Genomic DNA, 17704 nt, shown 5'->3' with positions numbered 1-17704 from the left:
AGGCGGGGGACATTCGCGGAGGGGAGTACCCGATGTCCTGTGCACACGCCCTGAACAAACACCCGCAAACCAGAATTTTTCAATTCAAAAGAAGGAGTCAGACATGAAGTGGATGAGCGTTCAAACGCCGCAGGGCCCCCGCGTGGGCTACATCAAGGACGGCGCACTGCAGCCCGTCGATGCGGCCCGCATGCAGGACATCGTCGAAGGCCAGCCCTGGCGCGACGCAGGCCAGCCGATCCCGCTTGCCGACGTCAAGCCCACCTTGCCGTTCGCACCGAGAAACATCATCTGCATCGGCGCCAACTACCGCGACCATTGCATCGAGACCGGCCTGGCGATTCCCGAGAAGCCCGTCGTGTTCGCGAAGTTCAGCAACACGCTGGCGGCTGATGGCGACGCGATCACCTGGCCCGAAGGTTTCACCGAGAAGGTCGATTGGGAAGCCGAACTCGGCGTCGTCATCGGCACGCGCGCACGGGGTGTGAGCGAAGCGGACGCGCTCTCGCACGTGTTTGGCTACGTGGCCGCCAACGACGTGAGCGCGCGCGACGTGCAACTGGGCGAGGCCCAATGGGTGCGCGGCAAATCGCTCGACGGCTTCTGCCCGCTCGCACCCACCGTCGTCACGCGCGACGAAGTGGCCGACGTGCAATCGCTGGGCATCCGCTGCCTCGTCAACGGCGAGGCCGTGCAGTCGTCCAACACCAGCGAGATGATCTTCTCGGTCGCGTTTCTCATCGCGTACCTCTCGCGCGCCATCACGCTCGAACCCGGCGACCTGATCCTCACCGGCACGCCCGCGGGCGTCGGCCTGGGCCTGAAGCCGCCACGCTTCCTGAAGCGCGGCGACGTGGTCTCGGTCGAGATCGACGGGCTGGGTTCGGTGACGAACCCGGTCCACGGCGCCATCGCACGCGGTTAGCACGCGGCTAGCCTCCACGGCTTCCAGACAGACATACCTATTCAGGAGACAACAACAATGACAACCACGAGTCCCTACGGCGAGCTGGTCACAGGCGCCATCCACAAGGCGCGCTGGCGCCTGCTGCCCATGCTGATCGTCATGTACATCATGTCGATCCTCGACCGCGTGAACGTCGGCTTCGCCAAGCAGGCGCTGCAGATCGACACCGGCCTGAGCAACAGCGCCTTCGCGCTCGGCGCCGGCATCTTCTTCGTGAGCTACGCGATCTTCGAAGTGCCCAGCAACGTGATCCTGTCGCGCGTCGGCCCGCGCATCTGGCTGTGCCGGATCATGGTCACCTGGGGGCTCGTGGCCTCGGCCATGATGTTCGCGACCACCGAGACTTCCTTCTACGTGCTGCGCTTCCTGCTCGGCATCGCGGAGGCGGGCTTCTACCCCGGCGTGCTGCTCACGCTGACCTACTGGTTCCCCGCCAAGGTGCGTGCGCAGGCCAACGGCATTTTGCTGTTCGGCTTTGCGGGCGCGCTCGTCATTGGCGGGCCGATCTCCGGTGCGCTGCTCGACATGAACGGCATCGGCGGCCTCAAGGGCTGGGAGTGGATGTTCCTCATCGAGGGCCTGATGGCCGTGGTCGTGGGCATCGTGGCCTTCTTCGTCATCGTCGACCGGCCGCACAACGCGCCCTGGCTCACGAGTGCACAGCAGAACGCGCTGCAGGCCGTGCTCGACCAGGAAGCGGCGGAGAAGTCGGCCGACAGCCCGCAGACCGTGTGGCAGACGCTGTGCAATCCGCGGGTCATGTTCTTCGCGCTGAACTTCTTCATCGTGCAGATCGCCGCCTACGGCCTCATCTTCTATCTCCCGACCCAGGTGGGGCAGATCCTGGGCCAGAAGATCGGCCTGCTGGTCGGCTTCGTCACCAGTATCCCGTGGCTGCTGGCGCTGTTCGTCGTGTACTTCGTCACGCGCTGGTCTGACCGGTACCATGATCGTCGCCGCGTCACCGTGGCCACGCTGTACACGATCTTCGGCGTGTGCGTGTGCCTGTCGGCGCACGGCTCGCCGATCTTCGCGATCGCGGCGCTGTCCATCGGCGCGTCGACCTACCTGTCGGGCACGCCGATCTTCTACGCCTTCCTGTCGGAGCGGCTGTCGGGCCTGGGCATTGCCACGGGCATCGCGCTGGTCAACTCCATCGGCAACCTGGGCGGCTTCGTGGCGCCCAACCTGCGGACCTACGTGGAGCAGAACCACGGCGGCTCGGCCGCGGGGCTGTACACGCTGGGCAGCGCGGCGCTGCTGGCCGCATTGATGCTGGCGCTCATGCCCAAGGGCTGGCGCGTGGCGAAGAAGGGCGGGGCTGCGGCGGCGCCGGCGGCCGCGCGCGACGGCCGGGCGCGCGCCTGATCGTTCAGAAGGCCTGTCGCCAGACGCGCGACAGCGCCTGCCATGCGCAGTCCACTTCCGGCCGCTTGAGCGCGCCGGCCAGGCAGACAAAGCGCAGGTCGCAGCCGATGCTCACGCGGTCGGCAATGACCAGGCCGTCGCGCTGGCTGGCCTGCAGCGCCAGCGCATCGCGCGCCAGCGAAATGCCCACGCCGGCGCGCACCAGCGCCAGCATCGACATCTCCTGGTCGGCCTGCGCGGCTTTCTTCAGCACCAGCTTGTGGGCCTGCAGCACTGGCGCCAGAAGCCGCGAATGCGAGGAGGTCGCCGGTGCCAGCACCCACGGCAGGTAGGCCAGCTCGGGCCAGTCGCGGCCAAGCACCTGCGGCGCCCAGCCGCTCGGGCCGATCACCTGGTAGTTGAAGCGCGCCAGCACCTGCGAATGGAACAGCGCGCCGTCGTGGCGCCGTGAGGCGGCGCTGGCCTGCGGCAGGTCGGTCGCTTCGGGGTCGCCGAGGTAGAAGCCGATGTCGAGTTCCTTGTTGAGCAGTTGGGCGAGCACGTCGCCGCTCGTGCCCTGATGCAGCTCGGTCTCGAGCTCGGGCGCCAGCGCCACCAGTTCGGTGAGGAAGGGGCTGAGCCGCGTGAAGTCGGGGTCGAGGATGGTGCCGATGCGCAGCGAGCCGCGCACGCCGCCCTTGAGCCGCTCGGCGGCCACCGCAAAATCGTTCAGGCTCTCGAGCGCATGTTCGGCGTGGTTGAGCAGCGCCGCGCCGTCGCGCGTGAGCAGCAGGCCGGTGGGCGTGCGCTGGAACAGCTCCAGCTCGACCAGCGCGCCCAGTTCCTTGAGCTGCAGGCTCACGGCCGGCTGCGTGAGGAACAGGCGCTGCGCGCCGCGCGACACCGAGCCCTCGCGGGCCACGGCGACGAAGGCCTGCAGGAGCCGGGGCTCGATCTTCTTCATGCCGCGCCGGGGAAAGGCTGCAGCTGCTTGTACATGACGAAGGCGTCCACGAAGCCCAGCTGCGGATGCCTGAATGCGCCCGGCAAGGTGCCGACGATGGCGAAGCCCATGTGCTGCCACAGCCGCACCGCGCGCTCGTTGGTGGAGACGACGAAATTGAACTGCATCGCCAGAAAGCCCATGCGCAGGGCCTGCTGCTGCGAGTGTTCGCACAGCGCCGAGGCCACGCGCAGGCCGCGCGCCGCCTCGGACACCACATACCCGCAGTTGCTCACGTGCGCGCCCTGGCCGGGCTGGTTGGGGCGGATCACATAGGTGCCGAGCACGGCGCCTTCGTCGTTGCAGGCCACGAAGGTCAGGGTGGGCACCTTCATCCACGAATGGCGGGCCAGTTCTTCCGTCACATCGGGCGGGTAGGTGTAGGTGTCGCCGCGGCGGAACGTCGGTTCGAGGACGGCCCAAATGGCGGGCCAGTCGGTATCGAGGGCTTCGCGGATCTGGATCATGGGGTGATTCGGAAAAGGTGCGACATGCCAACAAGGATAATCCGCGCCCATGGAAATCATCAGCTTTCTCGTCGACTTCATCCTTCACGTCGACAAACACCTCGAGGCCTTCGTGGTCGCCTACGGCCCCTGGGTCTACGCGCTGCTGTTCCTGATCGTGTTCGTCGAGACCGGCGCGGTGGTCATGCCGTTCCTGCCGGGCGACTCGCTGCTGTTCATCGTCGGCGCGCTGTGCGGCATCGGGCTCATGAGCTTTCCGCTGGCCTGCGGCATCCTGATCGCGGCGGCCATCCTGGGCGACCAGTGCAACTACTCGATCGGGCGCTACTTCGGGCCCAAGGTGTTCCAGTGGGAGAACTCGCGCTTCTTCAACCGCAAGGCCTTCGACCAAGCCCACAGCTTCTACGAACGCTACGGCGGCATCACCATCGTGCTGGCGCGCTTCATGCCGTTCATTCGCACCTTCGCGCCCTTCGTGGCCGGCGTGGCCGAGATGAACCGCGCGAAGTTCACGGCCTACAACGTGGGCGGCGCGCTGCTCTGGGTGCTGGGCATTGCCACCGCGGGCTACTTCTTCGGCAACCTGCCGTTCGTGCGCCAGCACCTGGACAAGATCATCTGGGCGCTGATCTTCGTACCCGGCCTGCTGGCCATCTTCGGCGCGTGGCGCGCCTCGAAGGCCGAGAAGGCGCGGGCGGCGGCCTCGCAGGCCTGAGCGGCTCCCGGCTCGCCCCCCAAGAAAAAACGCGCCCGAGGGCGCGTTTTTTCGTTGAGGGTTGGAACGATCAATCAGTAGCGCGGCCCGTTGTCCGGGTAGTAGCCGCTGCCGCGCGGGTAGCGCTGCTGGTTGTAGTAGTTGCGCTCGTCGACGTTGCGGCCCACCTGGTTGCCGATGATGCCGCCGATGGCCGCGCCGCCGAGCGTGCTGCCCGTGTTGCCGCCGATCGCATGGCCCACCGCCGCGCCGCCGAGTGCGCCAATGCCGGTGCCGAGGTTCTGGTTCGGACCGCTCGCACAACCTGCCAGCGTCATGACCGAAGTGGCAGCTGCAGCGGCGATCCAGAGACGTGTCTTCAACATGAGGTCCACCTTTCGAGAGTGATGGCCCATCATGGTCAAAAGTATGCATTTCGCGGTGTAGGAGCCTGCCGCGCTTGCCTGTGCGCGGTCGTGGGCCGCACCGCGTGGGACAGGGCGCGTGTTGCGGGACGCAAGGCCTGAAAGCACGTGTGGCTACGGGATGCGCGGCTTCGGCGCCTTCTTCTTCGGGGCTTCCAGCGCACCCGACGACGCGGCCCGCAGGATGCGGCGGAACGTGGGGCATTCCATGTGGCTGGGCGCGGGGCAGACCGCCGCATGCCGCAGGCCGTCGCGCATCGCCGTGAGCTGGCGGATCGTGCGGTCCAGGTCCTGCGCCTTGTCCGCGAGCACCTGCCGGTCGATGCGCGGCTTGCCCTCGGGCGAGAACATGTGGCCGATTTCCTCCAGCGAGAAACCGGCGGCGCGCCCCAGCGCGATGAGCGCCAGCCGCTCCAGCACCTCGGGCGCGAACACGCGGCGCAGGCCGTGCCGGCCGGTCGAGGCGATCAGCCCTTTTTCTTCATAGAAGCGCAACGTCGAGGCGGGAACGCCGGCGCGTTGCGCGACTTCCGAAATGTCCATGTGCCGGCCCCTCTTGACTTCAAGTCGACTTGAATTGGCACAGTCTAGCTCTCGCCGCTTGAAGGCACCTGAAGGAAAACGATCATGGACGACACATCTCCCGCCAATGCCGAGCAGGCCGCCCTGTGGAACGGCCACGCCGGCAGCGCCTGGGTCCGGACGCAGGCCGTGCTCGACGCGATGTTCCAGCCGCTCGAAGCGCGGCTGAGCGACGCGGCGCGCGCCGTGGGCGCCCGCCGCGTGCTCGACGTGGGCTGCGGCACCGGCCGCACGACGCTCGCCGTGGCGCGGCAACTCAGCCCGGCGGGCGAGTGCCTCGGCGTCGACATCTCGGCGCCGATGATCGAGGCGGCGAAGGCCCGCGCTGCGCGCGAGGTGCTCCCGTCGGCCCGCTTCGTCTGCGCCGACGTGCAGGGCCACGCCTTCGAGCCGGCCGCGTTCGACACGGTCATCTCGCGCCTGGGCGTGATGTTCTTCGACGACCCGGTGCGGGCCTTCGCGAACCTGCGGCACGCGGCGACCGACGGCGCGGCCCTGCGCTGCATCGCCTGGCGCGGCGGGGCCGACAACCCGTTCATGACCACGGCCGAGCGCGCCGCCGCGCCGCTGCTGCCCGGCCTGCCGCCGCGCTTGCCGAACGCACCGGGCCAGTTCGCGTTTGCCGACCGCGCGCGGGTCGAGGGCATCCTCGAGGCGAGCGGATGGGGCGAGGTCGACATCCAGCCCTTCGAGGTCGAGTGCGCGTTCCCCGCGACGGCGCTGGCCGACTACTTCACGCGGCTCGGGCCGGTCGGGCTGGTCCTGCAGGAGGTGGATGCCGCGACGCGCGCGCAGGTCGTCGAGACGCTGCATGCCGCGTTCGCGCCCTATGTGCAGGGCGACGACGTGCGCTTTGTCGCGGCCTGCTGGATGATCGCGGCGCGCGCACCGGTTCGGGAGCGTGGCCATGTCTGAAGTTCTTGAATGCGCGCTGCGCACGCTGTGGATCGGCGCCGGCGCGACCGTGGTGATGGACCTGTGGGCCGTGCTGCGTCAGCGCCTGTTCGGCATTCCCTCACTGGACTATGCGCTCGTCGGCCGCTGGCTCGTGCACCTGACGCGTGGGCGCTTTTTTCACGACCCCATCGGCAAGTCGCCGCGCGTGGCGGGCGAGGGCGTCATCGGCTGGACAGCGCACTACCTGCTCGGCATCGCGTTCGCGGCCGTGCTGCTCGCGGGCTGGGGGCTGGCGTGGGCGCGCCAGCCGACGCTGGTGCCTGCGTTGATCGTCGGCATCGGCACGGTGCTCGTGCCGTTCTGCGTGATGCAGCCTGCGATGGGCGCGGGCTTTGCCGCGCGCCGCACGCCGCGCCCGGCGATGGCGCGGTTCCAGAGCATGGTGACGCACGCGGTCTTCGGCGTCGGCCTTTATCTGGCCGCGTGGGTCGCCCGCGTGGCGGGCTTCTAGGTCACAGCTGCCGGCTGCGCGCGAGCGGCGGGTTCTGCGCGAAGTAGCGCTGGATGCCGCGCATCAGCGCGTCGGCCAGGTTTTCCTGGTAGTCGGCGCGGCGCAGGTTGGCTTCTTCCTCGGGGTTGCTGATGAAGGCGGTCTCGACCAGCACGCTCGGGATGTCGGGCGCCTTCAGCACCGCGAAGCCGGCCTGCTCGACCTGCGCCTTGTGCAGCCGCGCACCGATGCCCTTGATCTCGCCGAGCATCGCGCCGCCGAGCTTCAGGCTGTCGTTGATCTGCGCGGTGGTGCTCATGTCGAGCAGCGCACGCTGCACCTGCGCCTCGTGGTTGCCCACGTTCACGCCGCCGACCTTGTCGGCGTCGTTTTCCTTGTTGGCCAGCCAGCGCGCGGCGCTGCTGGAGGCGCCGCTCTGGCTCAGCGCGAACACGCTCGCGCCGCGCGCGGCGGGCGTGGTGAAGGCGTCGGCGTGGATGCTCACGAACAGGTCGGCCTGCACGCGCCGCGCCTTCTGCACGCGCACGCCCAGCGGCACGAAGAAGTCGGCGTCGCGCGTGAGAAAGGCGCGCATCGGGCTGCCGTTGACGCTGGCGGCGTTGATGCGGTCGCGCAGGCGGTGCGCCACCTGCAGCACGATGTCTTTCTCGCGCGTGCCGTTCGGGCCGATGGCGCCGGGGTCTTCGCCGCCGTGGCCGGGGTCGAGCGCCACGATGATGATGCGGTCGGTGCGGCTGGCCGTGGCGCGCGGCGGCGGTCCGGGCGGCGTCACGGGGCGCGCCGGAGGAGGCGCTGCAGCCACCACGGGCGGCGGTGCCGGCGGCAGTGGCAGCGGCATGCCGCCAGGGGGCAGGGCCGGCGCGGGCCCGGAGGGCGCGGGGCGCGCGGCCTGCTGCGCCATCAGGTCGCCCAGCGGGTCGACGGGCGGCATGGCGGGGCGCACGGGCGCGGGGGCCGGCGACGGTGCGGCGGGGGTGGGTGGGGCGGTGGCGACGACCGGGCCGTTGCTGGGGGCGGTGGTGGTGGTGCTGCTGCCGTTCTTGGGCGCATCGCGCAGCCGCTCGGCGATCAGCGCTTCCATCGGGTCGATGGCCTGCTCGGGGTACAGGTCGAGCACCAGCCGGTGCTTGTAGGCGGCCACGGGTGCCAGCGAGAACACCTGCGGGCGCACGGTCTGCTTCAGGTCGAACACGATGCGCACCACCTTCGGTGCGTTCTGCCCGATGCGCAGGCCGTTGATGTACGGGTCGCCGGGCTTGATCTTGCCGACCAGGTCGCGCAGCTCGGTGTTCAGGTCGATGCCCTCGATGTCCACGGCCAGCCGGGGCGGGCTGCCGACCACGAGTTGCTGCGAGTTGAGGCGGGCGTCGGACTCGATGGTCACGCGGGTGTAGTCGGCGGCGGGCCACACGCGCACGGCGAGGATGCTGGCGCCGCGCGCGATCTGGTGCACGCCGAGCATCAGCGCGATGCTGCCGCCTTGCAGCAGCACGCGCCGTTTCAGGCCGGTCGCCTTCATGCGGCCAGGCACGCCAGCAGATCGCTGCCGCGAGGGGTGTTCGCCAGGAGGGTCACGCTGCGGGTGTCGTCGGTCATTGCTTCTATTTTAATAGCTAGGTCGGCAGGTGGGGTGCGCCCCGCGGCGTTTTCCGGCCACTCGGCCAGCTTGAGGCCCGGGCCCGCGAAGATGTCGCGGAAGCCCGCGTCGTCCCATTCGCGCGGATCGGCGAAGCGGTAGAAGTCGAAGTGGTAGATGGCCAGCCCGTCGGGCGCCTCGTGCGGCTCGACCACCGCGTAGGTGGGGCTCTTGATGCGCCCGGTGATGCCGAGCGCGCGCAGCAGGTGGCGCACGAAGGTGGTCTTGCCGGCGCCCAGGTCGCCCTGCAGCGCGATGAATGCGTCGCGCAACGCGGGCGATGCGGCGAGCGCGCGCGCCAGCGCGTCGGTGTCGTCTTCGCCCTGCCAGCGCAGGGTGCGCGTTTCTACAATCGGCAAGTGATCGTCAGCCATCCACTCGTTGCTCGTATTCAGGCCTTGGCCCGGGAACTCGGATTCTCCCAAATCGGAATCGCGGGCGTCGATCTGTCGAGCGCCGAAGACGGTCTGATGCAATGGCTGGCCCATGGGTTCCATGGAGAAATGCAATACATGGCAACGCACGGCACCCGCCGCGCGCGGCCCGCGGAGCTGGTGCCGGGCACGGTGAGCGTGATCACCGCGCGCATGGACTACCTGCCGCGCGACACCGACGCCGAGTGGCAGGCCATCGAGTTCGACCGGCTGCGCCGGCCTGGCGAGGCCATCGTGTCGCTGTACGCGCGGGGCCGCGACTATCACAAGGTGCTGCGCAACCGCCTGGCCAAACTCGCCGAGAAGATCGCCGAAGAGGTCGGCCCCTTCGGCCACCGCGCCTTCACCGATTCGGCGCCGGTGCTCGAGGCCGAGCTGGCCTCGCGCAGCGGCCAGGGCTGGCGCGGCAAGCACACGCTGGTGCTCGACCGCGACGCGGGCTCGATGTTCTTCCTGGGCGAAATCTACGTCGACATGGCGCTGCCGCCGAGCGAACCCGTCAGCGCGCACTGCGGCAGCTGCAGCGCCTGCATCGACGTGTGCCCGACGCGCGCCATCGTCGCGCCGCAGCGGCTCGATGCGCGCCGCTGCATCTCGTACCTGACGATCGAGCACGCCGGCGCCATTCCGGTGGCGCTGCGCCCGCTGATGGCCAACCGCATCTACGGCTGCGACGACTGCCAGCTGATCTGCCCCTGGAACAAGTTCGCGAAGAAGAGCACGCTGCCCGACTTCGACGCGCGCGAGGGGCTCACGGGCCGCACGCTGGCCGAGCTGTTCGCATGGAGCGAGGACGACTTCTTGCGCCGCACCGAAGGCAGCCCGATCCGCCGCATCGGCCACGAGCGCTGGCTGCGCAACATCGCGGTGGCGCTGGGCAATGCGGTGCGCTCAGGCGAGGTCGGCGCGAAGGAAGCGCTGGCCACGCGCGCCGGACATCCGAGCGAGCTGGTGCGCGAGCATGTCGCTTGGGGGCTGGCGCAGCAGCCCGAAGATCAACCGATTTAAGCGGGAAGAATCTCGCGCACGCGTTCCCAAGGGCGGCACATGAGCGTGCCGCGCGGCGACACGACGATGGGGCGCTGCAGCAGGATCGGGTGCTCCACGATCGCGTCGAACAGCTGGTCGTCCGTCAGTTTCTCGTCCGCCAGCTTCAGCTCTTCGTAAGGCGCTTCCTTCGTGCGCAGCAGGTCGCGTGCCGTCAGGCCCATGGCCTTCGCCAGTTCGCGCAGCTTCTTCTTCGAGGGCGGCGTTTCCAGGTACAGGACGATCTCGGGCTCCACGCCGCTTTCGCGGATCAAGCCCAGCACGTTGCGCGACGTGCTGCAGTTGGGCTTGTGGTAGATCGTCATCGGGTAGGCGGTGGTCGGTGTGCGTGCGGTCATGGGGTCGATGATAGAAAACTGAGTTCAGCCGCCCGGCGCGCTCGGGTCCAGCGAGAAGGGAAAGCGTGCTGCCCAGAATTCCGCGAGCCGAGGCTCGGCATCCACGCGCCGCACCACCGGGGTCATGCGTGGCGCCACGCGGTAGAAGCGTCGGCGGCCCGGCGTCCAGCGCGACATCACGGTCACGTACAGGTCGAGCATGCTCAGTCGGTCACCGAGCAGGTAGGGCGCGGGCTCGTCGATCTGCGTGTCCATGAGGTGCCAGCAATGCGCGATGCGCTCGGCCGAACGTTCGAGCATCGCGGCCTGTGCGGCGGGGTCGGGCACGAGGCGCTGCGGGTCGTCGCGCACCCAGAACATCGAATAGATGGCCGCCGGCAGATAGACCATCCAGCGCAGGTAGCGTGTGCGCAGCGGATCGTCGGGCGCGGGGCAGAGCCCGGCGTCCGGATAGCGGTCGCCGAGCCAGATCAGGATGGCCGCGCTCTCGGTCATCACCTCGCCCGAAGGCAGCACGAGCGCGGGCACCTGCCGCATCGGGTTGATGCCCGCCACGCGCTCGCGTTCGGACTCGCCCTCCCACGGGGACATGTCGACGGTCTCGACCTGCGCGCCGATCAGCGTCAGCGCGGCGTGGATCGGCGTGGCGCCCGAACCGGGCGCGCCGTAGAGGGTGTAGCGGTCGCTGGAGGCGGATGGAGAGGCCATCCGCGCAGGGTACTGCAGGCGCTCGCCGCTTGCCAACTACGGGGTCAGGCGGCCAGCAGCGCGTCGACCTTGTCCAGCGCCTCGAGCGTCTTGAAGCAGGCCTCGGCCACTTCCGTGCCCTTGATCGCGAAGTGGCGGTGGAAGTACTTGCGGTGCTCCACGTGCTCGTGGAAGTGGTGCGGCGTGAGCACGGCCGAGAAGATCGGCACGTCGGTTTCCAGCTGCAGCGACATCAGCGTGCTGACGACGGTGTTGGCGACGAACTCGTGGCGGTAGATGCCGCCGTCCACCACCAGCGCGCAGCCGATGATGGCCGCGTACTTGCCCGAGTTGGCCAGGCGCTTGGCGTGCAGCGGAATCTCGAAGGCGCCGGGCACATCGAAGATGTCGATGCGCTCGCGCGCCACGCCGAGCCGCGCCATCTCTTCGAGAAAGGCGTCGCGTGCCTGGTGGACGATGTCGGAATGCCATTGCGCCTCGACGAATGCGATGCGCTGGCCGCGCGGCGAACCCGACGCGGTGACGGCAGAAAGGGGAAGGTCGTTGATCTGACTCATGGTGTGCCTCTTGAAAGCAGGTTTCCTGAATCAGGGCGCACGAAACCACAGGCCCGCTCGCGCGCCGGTGTGCCCACTAAGAGCAAAGCAAGGCGCGCGGGCATGCCCGCATTTCGCGCTCTCTTTCATCCGGACTGTGACCGTCGGCTTCGGAATCGCACCGAAATCTGCTGACCCCCGAACCTGTGGCAGGCCCGAGGCGCTCGCGGGCTTGTGCAACTTTCGTTGCCATCACCGCCGGTGGGGAATTGCACCCCGCCCTGAGAACGCTTGCCGTCCGGCGAACCGGACGACGGCGCGATTCTAGAAGCACGCCGCCGGGCCGGTTGTCGCCCGCGCGCCAGACCTTCGAGCGCGCGGGGATTTGCTTCAGAAGCGGTACGTCGCGCTCGCGGTCAGGGTACGGCGCTGGCCGTAGAAGCAGTCGCCGCGTGCCAGGCAGGTGGTGATCTGCACCTTGTCGGTCAGGTTGGCCACGTTGAGCGCCAGGCGCAGCGGTCCGTTGTCCCACGCGAACATCGCGTCGAACAGCGTGACCGCGGGCACGGGGTTGTTGTCCATGCCGTCGTACGACTTGCCCATGTAGCGCACGCCGCCGCCGGCCGAGAAGCCGTGCAGGCCGCCGATCGAGAAGCGCTTGGTCACCCAGGCCGAGGCCGTGTGCTTGGGCACGCCCGAGATGCGCTTGCCCAGGTCGGCGCCGTTGCTCTTCGACACGCGTGCGTCGGTGTAGGCGTATGAAGTGGTCCAGTCCCAGTCGCGCGCGATGCTGCCCTTGTATTCGAGCTCCAGCCCCTTCACGTGCACTTCGCCGAGCTGCACGCTGTTGAGCGGGTTGGTCGGGTCGGTGGTCTTGCGGTTGGTGTCGCGCAGGTCGTACACGGCCGCCAGGAACGAGGTGCGCTGGCCCGCAGGCTCCCACTTCACGCCGGCTTCCCATTGCTTGCCGCGCTGGGGCTTGAAGGGGTTGTTCGACGTGTCGACGCCGCCCAGCGGCAGGAACGATTCGGCATAGCTCAGGTACGGTGCCCAGCCGCCGTCGGCCAGGTAGACCAGGCCGGCGCGCTTGGTGGTGGCCTTGTCGTCGGCCGCCGCGGCGGGGCGGCCTTCGGTGTCGGTGGTGGCCTTGTCATGGCGCAGGCCCAGCAGGCCGATCCAGCGGCCGTACTTGACCTGGTCCTGCACGTACAGGCCGGCCTGCTTCTGCACCACTTCGGGCGCGCGCGTGTAGCTGGTCGGTGCCGTGTAGTTGCCGTACACCGGTGCGTACACGTCGAGCGCGCCCGCACGGCCGCGGCCCGAGAGCTTGGAGGTGGTGTTGCGCTGGAAGTCGGCGCCCAGCAGCAGCGTGTGCTCGACCTCGCCGGTCCTGAAGTGCGCCTCGGCCTGGTTGTCGAGCAGCAGCATCTTGCCGCCGTTGATGTCGCTGCTCAGGTCGCGCTCGATGGTGCGCTGGTCGGCGTTGAACACCGGGCGCGCCGGACGGCCCGTGAGGCGGTTGGCCGCGAAGCTGGTGTACGAGGTGTTGTACCAGACCTTGCTCTCGGTCGAACGCAGGTTCTGGCGCACCGTCCAGGTGTCGTTGAGGCGATGGCTGAACAGGTAGCCCAGCGAGGTGCTGCGCGTGTCGAAGCGGTCGAAGCCCGGCTCGCCGGTGAAGGTCGAGGTCGGGATGCGGCCGTACAGCGAGGGCAGCAGCGTGCCCTGCCACGGGAAGAAGCCGATCATCGAGCCGCTCTTGTCCTTCTGGTAGGACGCCTGCAGCGTGAGCGAGGTGTCGGCGTTCGGGCGCCAGGTCAGCGAGGGCGCGATCGCGATGCGGTCGTCCGACACGTGGTCGACCTGCGTGCCGCTGTCGCGGTTCACGGCCACGAGGCGGTACATCCACTTGCTCTCGGGATCGAGCGAGCCGGTGAAATCGGCCGCGATCTGCTTGCGCGCGTTGTTGCCCAGCTGCAGCTGCACCTCGCGCTGCGTTTCGGCCTGCGGGCGCTTCGACACGAGGTTGAGCACGCCGCCGATGCCGCCCTGGCCGTACAGCACCGACGAGGGGCCGCGCAGCAGCTCCACGCGTTCGAGCATGTACGGGTCGGGCCGGCTGGCGTTGTAGGTGCCGTAGGTGCGTTGCAGGCCGTCGAGGTACTGCACGGCGTCGCCGCCGCGGGCCTTGAACGAATCCACGCGGCTGTCGAAGTAGCTCGACACCACGCCGGCCGTGTAGTTGGTGGTCTCGCGCAGGGTGAGCGCGCCCTGGGCTTCGATCTGGTCGCGCGTGACGACCGAGATGGCCTGCGGCGTTTCGATCAGCGGCGTGTCGGTCTTGGTGGCGGTGCTGCCGCGCCTGGCGACGAAGCCCGTCACGGGGCCGGTGGCGGTCTCGCCGGCATCGCCCGAGACGGTGACGGTGGGCAGCGCCTGCCGCGTTTCGGCAGCAGCGGCTTCTTGCGCGTGGGCATGTGCGCTGGCGGCGAGCGCCACGGCGGTGACCGCGAGCGTGGCATAGCCCCGCCGCGCGAGCGGCGTTCCGGGGCAGCGATTCTTGAGTGTCATGTGCAGCTTCTCCTGTGTCCTGCTTCGGACGTGTCTAGGGCGGGGGAGTGGCTGCGGCGCGGTCGTGCGCGCCATGGCTTCTCGGGTGTGATCGAAAAAAACGGATACGAACGAGCGCGTGCCGTGGCGCGTTCCGAAAGGAGCGCGCATCCGGCTGATGTTGTGTGTCTAGGGCGTCGTGGGGGCAGTGGCCGGGTGCGACGACGGAGGGCGTCATCGCTCGGGCTGCTGCGTCTTCGTTCCTTCGAAGACGGCTGGCGGGCTCGCGGCGGGCGCGGGCGGCTGGCTGAGGCGGGCGATTATAAAAGGCAGCGTCAGCGGCCTGCGAGGAACTGCGTCATGCGGTGCAGTTCTTCGTCGAGGCCCGCGCGGAAGGGCGCGCCGTGCGGCTTCTTCGCGTCGGCGTAGCCGAAGGCCGGCTGCAGCCGGCCTTCGGGCGCACTCACGTTGGCCCAGCCGATCACGCGGTCGTGCCACAGCATCGGCAGCGCGTAGTAGCCGAACTGCCGTTTGGGCGCGGGCGTGTAGGCCTCGAACTTGTACGTCCAGCCCCACAGCAGCTCGAAGCGGCGGCGGTCCCATACCACCGGGTCGAAGGGCGCGAGCAGGCGCACCGCGTCGTCGGGCGCATGGCGGCGCGAGGCGGGGTTCTCGTCGCCAGGCCAGTACCAGATGGTGCCGTCGATGCGGCAACTGGCCAGCTCCTCGCGCGCCAGCCGCAGCGCCGCTTGCGTTTGCGCGGCCAGGTGCGGCGCGCCGTAGCCGAGCAGGCGCACGAGGTAGGTCAGGCTCGTGGCCGGCAGCGGCGCGTACTTGCGCACCACCAGTTCGATGAGCGCCGCCGCACGCTGCGCGCGACCGGCGGGGCTGTCGTCGGCGGGCGGATGGCTCACCGCTTCGTAGACCCGCGTGCCGCTGTCGCGCCGCACCACGCGCAGCAGGCCGCGGTAGTGCATGCCGTCGAGCAGGTGCGTGGTGGCGTTGCTGGAGCCGCCCCAGTAGTTCTGGATGCGGCCATGCGCGAAGTGCTGCTCGACCTGGCGCGGATGCACCGGCCCGTGCTCGCGCACATAGGCCAGCACGTCGGCGGCCTTGCGGCGCGTGTCGGCGTCCCAGGCTGTCTTGGCCTCGCGCGGATGCATCAGCGCCAGGTGTTCGCGCGGCAGGAAGCCGTAGTTGACGAGGCAGTCTTCCTCGATCGCGAGCCGCGCGTAGCGGCTTTCGAGATCGCCCGCGCGGTAGTCCTTCACGCGGTGGCGCAGCGTGAGGTCTTGCGCCCGCGCCGGCGCGCGGATCGGGTCGGCCTGCACGAAGCCGAGCTTGCGGATGGCGGCGGGGAGCGTCGTCGGCGTGAAGAGGGTGCGCGCGACGGCGTAGCGGCGCAGGTCGTCGAGGGTGGGGTCAGCCATGGGGCGAATTGCAGCACAAGCGGCTGCCTTTCGCTTCGGCCGGATCGATCAGACCGCGCTGCGGTGTCGCTCGATGCAGACGTCGAGCGTCTCGGTGCCGGGGCGCTGCCACCAGTCCAGGTTCGAAAAGATCTCGACCTCGCTGAAACCCGCAAAGCCTGCATCCTCGACCCAGCCGCGGATCTTCTTCAGCTCAACCACGCCATCACCCATCATCCCGCGATCGGAGAGCAGGTCGCGCGTCGGCGTGAGCCAGTCGCAGACGTGGTACGCCAGCAGCCGTTCGCGACCGGCGCGGGCGATCTGCTGCTGCAGCTTCGGGTCCCACCACACGTGATAGATGTCGAGCGCCACGCCGAGCAGGCCGGTCTTGCCCGCATCGAGTTCGTCGCACAGGTCGAGCGCGTGTTCGAGCGTGTTGATGCAGGCGCGGTCGGCCGCCTGCATCGGGTGCAGGGGCTCGATGGCCAGCGGCATGCCGACCTCGCGGGCGTATTCGAGCGAGGCGGCGATGCCGTCGCGCACCTCGCTGCGCGCGCGGCTGATGTCCTTGTACGCCGCCTTGCCGTCGAGCGCGCCGGGCAGGGCGCCGACGACCAGCACGAGGCAGGGCGCGTCGAGCGTCTTGGCCTCGTCGATGGCGCGGCGGTTGTCGTCGAGCGCGGCCTTCAGGCCGGCCGCATCGGGCGCGGGAAAGAAGCCGCCCCGGCAGTAGCCCGAGAGGCCGATGCCGTGCGCCTTCAACTGCCTGGCCACCTTGTCGAGCCCGACGGCCGCGACCTGGTCGCGCCACGGGCTGATGGCGCGGATGCCGCGTTCGGCGCACTGGTCGATGAGGCGGTCCAGCGGCACCTCGGCGCCCGACTGCTTGCGGATGGTCGCCGTGTTGATCGACAGCCAGTCGTGGTTCTGCGAGAAATCGCGCATGGTCGCCATCAGCCTTCCACGCCGTGCAAGGCCAGCAACGTCTTCATGCGCCGCACCGCAAGCTCGGGCTGCTCCAGCAGGTTGGCCGCATCCGCGAGACGGAAGAGTTCAGCGAAGTGCTGCAGCGAACGCGTGCTCTGCTGCCCGCCCACCATGGTGAAGTGCTTCTGGTGGCCGTTGAGCCAGGCCATGAACACCACGCCCGTCTTGTAGAAGCGTGTGGGTGCCGCGAAGATGTGGCGCGACAGCGGCACCGTGGGGCCGAGGATCGCGTGGAACCTCTCGCTGTTGCCTTGCGCCAGTGCGCCCAGCGCGGCACTCGCGGCGGGCGCGATGGCGTCGAAGATGCCCAGCAGCGCATCGCTCTTGCCGTGCGTCGGCTCGCTGCCGAAGCCGTCGCCGGCGATCAGCTCGGCGTAGTTGAAGTCGTCACCCGTGTACATGCGCACACCCTTCGGCAGGCGGCGGCGCATCGCGATCTCCTTGTCCTTGTCGAGCAGCGAAATCTTGATGCCGTCGACCTTGTCCGGGTGCGCCGCGATGATGCCGACGGCGGTGTCCATCGCCGCATCGACATCCTTCGTGCCCCAGTAGCCCGCCAGCGCCGGGTCGAACATGTCGCCCAGCCAGTGCAGCACCACGGGCTGCTTCGCCTGGCGCAGGATGCGGTCGTACACGCGCTCGTAGTCGGCAGGGCTCTTGGCCACGCGGGCCAGCGCGCGGCTGGCCATCACGATCAGCTTGCCGCCGAGCGCCTCGATGGCGGCCATCTGCTCCTCGTAGCCGCGGATCACGCCGTCGACGCTCTTCACGTCGTCGATGGTCAGGTGGTCGGTGCCGCAGCCCGAGGCGACGAGCGCGCCGGGCACGTCCTTCGCTGCATCGAGCGAGCGGCGGATCAGTTCGAGCGACGTGGGCCAGTCGAGGCCCATGCCGCGCTGCGCGGTGTCCATCGCCTCGGCCACGCCCAGGCCCAGCGAGAACAGGTGGCGGCGGTAGGCGATGGTGGTGTCCCAGTCGACCGCGCATTGCAGCCATGGGTCGACAGCCGCGAGCGGGTCGGCCACGACGTGCGCGGCCGAGTAGGCGATGCGGTTGAATTTGACGCCCGCATCGGGCTTCACCGGCGCGGTGCCGCGCAGGGCGTAGGGCGCGAGCGCGCCGCTCGCGGTGGGGAGAGTCAGCGACAGTGCCATGGCTTGTTC

The 17704-nt window shown here is 69.1% G+C and carries 19 protein-coding genes and 1 riboswitch; of the genes, 6 read left to right on the top strand and 13 right to left on the bottom strand.

Going from position 1 to position 17704, the window contains the following annotated elements; translation table 11 throughout:
- The first annotated feature begins 103 nt into the window (after positions 1-103).
- Both AC07OH_RS12085 and AC07OH_RS12080 read left to right on the top strand, forming a co-directional pair.
- Positions 104-925: a fumarylacetoacetate hydrolase family protein gene (locus AC07OH_RS12085; protein ID WP_495300805.1), complete on the top strand. Its 822-nt coding sequence runs from the start codon at positions 104-106 to the stop codon at positions 923-925.
- 57 nt (positions 926-982) lie between these two features.
- Positions 983-2335, top strand: a complete 1353-nt coding sequence (locus AC07OH_RS12080) for an MFS transporter (RefSeq protein ID WP_495300804.1) — start codon at positions 983-985, stop codon at positions 2333-2335.
- Between the two features lie 4 nt (positions 2336-2339).
- Here the strand turns inward: AC07OH_RS12080 and AC07OH_RS12075 are convergent, their stop codons facing one another.
- Together AC07OH_RS12075 and AC07OH_RS12070 are read right to left on the bottom strand one after the other, a co-directional pair.
- The gene (locus AC07OH_RS12075; RefSeq protein WP_369646462.1) at positions 2340-3278 is read right to left on the bottom strand and encodes a LysR family transcriptional regulator; all 939 of its coding nucleotides are present in this window, start codon (positions 3276-3278) and stop codon (positions 2340-2342) included.
- On the bottom strand, positions 3275-3784 hold the full coding sequence (locus AC07OH_RS12070; protein WP_495300803.1) for a GNAT family N-acetyltransferase: 510 nt from the start codon (positions 3782-3784) through the stop codon (positions 3275-3277). Before AC07OH_RS12070 ends, AC07OH_RS12075 begins: the two co-directional genes overlap by 4 nt.
- Positions 3785-3833: 49 nt before the next feature.
- Between AC07OH_RS12070 and AC07OH_RS12065 the strand changes: the two genes are divergently transcribed.
- Complete coding sequence (locus tag AC07OH_RS12065) at positions 3834-4499, top strand: DedA family protein (protein WP_489058699.1); 666 nt, start codon at positions 3834-3836, stop codon at positions 4497-4499.
- A gap of 74 nt (positions 4500-4573) precedes the next feature.
- Here AC07OH_RS12065 and AC07OH_RS12060 read toward each other — a convergent pair whose 3' ends face one another.
- Both AC07OH_RS12060 and AC07OH_RS12055 read right to left on the bottom strand, forming a co-directional pair.
- Positions 4574-4864 carry a YMGG-like glycine zipper-containing protein gene (locus AC07OH_RS12060; protein WP_223301444.1) on the bottom strand — a complete coding sequence of 97 codons (291 nt, stop codon included), beginning with the start codon at positions 4862-4864 and terminating at the stop codon, positions 4574-4576.
- Between the two features lie 153 nt (positions 4865-5017).
- On the bottom strand, positions 5018-5446 hold the full coding sequence (locus tag AC07OH_RS12055) for a helix-turn-helix domain-containing protein (RefSeq protein ID WP_495300802.1): 429 nt from the start codon (positions 5444-5446) through the stop codon (positions 5018-5020).
- 84 nt (positions 5447-5530) lie between these two features.
- Between AC07OH_RS12055 and AC07OH_RS12050 the strand changes: the two genes are divergently transcribed.
- Positions 5531-6400, top strand: coding sequence for a class I SAM-dependent methyltransferase (locus AC07OH_RS12050; protein ID WP_495300801.1), 870 nt, complete (start codon positions 5531-5533; stop codon positions 6398-6400).
- Entirely contained in the window at positions 6393-6893 is a 501-nt protein-coding gene (locus AC07OH_RS12045) for a DUF2938 domain-containing protein (protein ID WP_495300800.1), read from the top strand. The genes AC07OH_RS12050 and AC07OH_RS12045 overlap by 8 nt, the downstream gene beginning before the upstream one ends.
- 1 nt (position 6894) lies before the next feature.
- Here AC07OH_RS12045 and AC07OH_RS12040 read toward each other — a convergent pair whose 3' ends face one another.
- The gene (locus AC07OH_RS12040; protein ID WP_495300799.1) at positions 6895-8412 is read right to left on the bottom strand and encodes an N-acetylmuramoyl-L-alanine amidase; all 1518 of its coding nucleotides are present in this window, start codon (positions 8410-8412) and stop codon (positions 6895-6897) included.
- The gene (gene tsaE, locus AC07OH_RS12035) at positions 8409-8903 is read right to left on the bottom strand and encodes a tRNA (adenosine(37)-N6)-threonylcarbamoyltransferase complex ATPase subunit type 1 TsaE (protein ID WP_056579690.1); all 495 of its coding nucleotides are present in this window, start codon (positions 8901-8903) and stop codon (positions 8409-8411) included. The genes AC07OH_RS12040 and tsaE overlap by 4 nt, the downstream gene beginning before the upstream one ends.
- Here tsaE and queG point away from each other — a divergent pair.
- Positions 8889-9971, top strand: coding sequence for a tRNA epoxyqueuosine(34) reductase QueG (queG, locus tag AC07OH_RS12030; RefSeq protein WP_495300798.1), 1083 nt, complete (start codon positions 8889-8891; stop codon positions 9969-9971). The genes tsaE and queG overlap by 15 nt on opposite strands.
- Here queG and arsC read toward each other — a convergent pair.
- From arsC to AC07OH_RS11995, 7 genes are all read right to left on the bottom strand, one after another.
- A complete protein-coding gene (arsC, locus tag AC07OH_RS12025) occupies positions 9968-10348 on the bottom strand; it encodes an arsenate reductase (glutaredoxin) (RefSeq protein WP_062473487.1) in 381 nt (126 codons plus the stop codon). The two genes, queG and arsC, sit on opposite strands and share 4 nt — an antisense overlap.
- A 24-nt stretch (positions 10349-10372) precedes the next feature.
- A complete protein-coding gene (locus tag AC07OH_RS12020) occupies positions 10373-11056 on the bottom strand; it encodes a glutathione S-transferase family protein (RefSeq protein ID WP_495300797.1) in 684 nt (227 codons plus the stop codon).
- Positions 11057-11100: 44 nt separating this feature from the next.
- On the bottom strand, positions 11101-11613 hold the full coding sequence (locus tag AC07OH_RS12015) for a 6,7-dimethyl-8-ribityllumazine synthase (protein ID WP_489058692.1): 513 nt from the start codon (positions 11611-11613) through the stop codon (positions 11101-11103).
- Positions 11614-11726: 113 nt separating this feature from the next.
- Positions 11727-11885: riboswitch (FMN riboswitch) on the bottom strand.
- A 97-nt stretch (positions 11886-11982) separates the two neighbouring features.
- Positions 11983-14163, bottom strand: a complete 2181-nt coding sequence (locus tag AC07OH_RS12010) for a TonB-dependent siderophore receptor (protein WP_495300796.1) — start codon at positions 14161-14163, stop codon at positions 11983-11985.
- Positions 14164-14477: 314 nt separating this feature from the next.
- Positions 14478-15572 (bottom strand): DNA glycosylase AlkZ-like family protein, encoded by a 1095-nt coding sequence (locus AC07OH_RS12005; protein WP_495300795.1) that lies wholly within the window; start codon positions 15570-15572, stop codon positions 14478-14480.
- 48 nt (positions 15573-15620) lie between these two features.
- Positions 15621-16499 carry a sugar phosphate isomerase/epimerase family protein gene (locus tag AC07OH_RS12000; protein WP_495300977.1) on the bottom strand — a complete coding sequence of 293 codons (879 nt, stop codon included), beginning with the start codon at positions 16497-16499 and terminating at the stop codon, positions 15621-15623.
- An 8-nt stretch (positions 16500-16507) separates the two neighbouring features.
- On the bottom strand, positions 16508-17695 hold the full coding sequence (locus AC07OH_RS11995) for a dihydrodipicolinate synthase family protein (RefSeq protein WP_495300794.1): 1188 nt from the start codon (positions 17693-17695) through the stop codon (positions 16508-16510).
- Between the last annotated feature and the right edge of the window lie 9 nt (positions 17696-17704).

The sequence above is a fragment of the Variovorax sp. GW821-FHT10C12 genome (genome assembly GCF_059415405.1).
Note: the sequence above shows the minus strand (reverse complement) of the source record. Positions and strands in the feature narration are given on the sequence as shown.

Excerpts from the sequence above, each read along its gene's own strand:
- AC07OH_RS12005 (WP_495300795.1), bottom strand. The coding sequence starts at position 15,572 with ATGGCTGACCCCACCCTCGACGACCTGCGCCGCTACGCCGTCGCGCGC.
- AC07OH_RS12020 (WP_495300797.1), bottom strand. The coding sequence starts at position 11,056 with ATGGCCTCTCCATCCGCCTCCAGCGACCGCTACACCCTCTACGGCGCG.
- AC07OH_RS12015 (WP_489058692.1), bottom strand. The coding sequence starts at position 11,613 with ATGAGTCAGATCAACGACCTTCCCCTTTCTGCCGTCACCGCGTCGGGT.
- AC07OH_RS11995 (WP_495300794.1), bottom strand. The coding sequence starts at position 17,695 with ATGGCACTGTCGCTGACTCTCCCCACCGCGAGCGGCGCGCTCGCGCCC.
- AC07OH_RS12010 (WP_495300796.1), bottom strand. The coding sequence starts at position 14,163 with ATGACACTCAAGAATCGCTGCCCCGGAACGCCGCTCGCGCGGCGGGGC.
- AC07OH_RS12045 (WP_495300800.1), top strand. The coding sequence starts at position 6,393 with ATGTCTGAAGTTCTTGAATGCGCGCTGCGCACGCTGTGGATCGGCGCC.
- AC07OH_RS12055 (WP_495300802.1), bottom strand. The coding sequence starts at position 5,446 with ATGGACATTTCGGAAGTCGCGCAACGCGCCGGCGTTCCCGCCTCGACG.
- AC07OH_RS12085 (WP_495300805.1), top strand. The coding sequence starts at position 104 with ATGAAGTGGATGAGCGTTCAAACGCCGCAGGGCCCCCGCGTGGGCTAC.
- AC07OH_RS12065 (WP_489058699.1), top strand. The coding sequence starts at position 3,834 with ATGGAAATCATCAGCTTTCTCGTCGACTTCATCCTTCACGTCGACAAA.
- AC07OH_RS12075 (WP_369646462.1), bottom strand. The coding sequence starts at position 3,278 with ATGAAGAAGATCGAGCCCCGGCTCCTGCAGGCCTTCGTCGCCGTGGCC.
- AC07OH_RS12050 (WP_495300801.1), top strand. The coding sequence starts at position 5,531 with ATGGACGACACATCTCCCGCCAATGCCGAGCAGGCCGCCCTGTGGAAC.
- AC07OH_RS12080 (WP_495300804.1), top strand. The coding sequence starts at position 983 with ATGACAACCACGAGTCCCTACGGCGAGCTGGTCACAGGCGCCATCCAC.
- AC07OH_RS12060 (WP_223301444.1), bottom strand. The coding sequence starts at position 4,864 with ATGTTGAAGACACGTCTCTGGATCGCCGCTGCAGCTGCCACTTCGGTC.
- tsaE (WP_056579690.1), bottom strand. The coding sequence starts at position 8,903 with ATGGCTGACGATCACTTGCCGATTGTAGAAACGCGCACCCTGCGCTGG.
- arsC (WP_062473487.1), bottom strand. The coding sequence starts at position 10,348 with ATGACCGCACGCACACCGACCACCGCCTACCCGATGACGATCTACCAC.
- AC07OH_RS12070 (WP_495300803.1), bottom strand. The coding sequence starts at position 3,784 with ATGATCCAGATCCGCGAAGCCCTCGATACCGACTGGCCCGCCATTTGG.
- AC07OH_RS12000 (WP_495300977.1), bottom strand. The coding sequence starts at position 16,499 with ATGCGCGATTTCTCGCAGAACCACGACTGGCTGTCGATCAACACGGCG.
- AC07OH_RS12040 (WP_495300799.1), bottom strand. The coding sequence starts at position 8,412 with ATGAAGGCGACCGGCCTGAAACGGCGCGTGCTGCTGCAAGGCGGCAGC.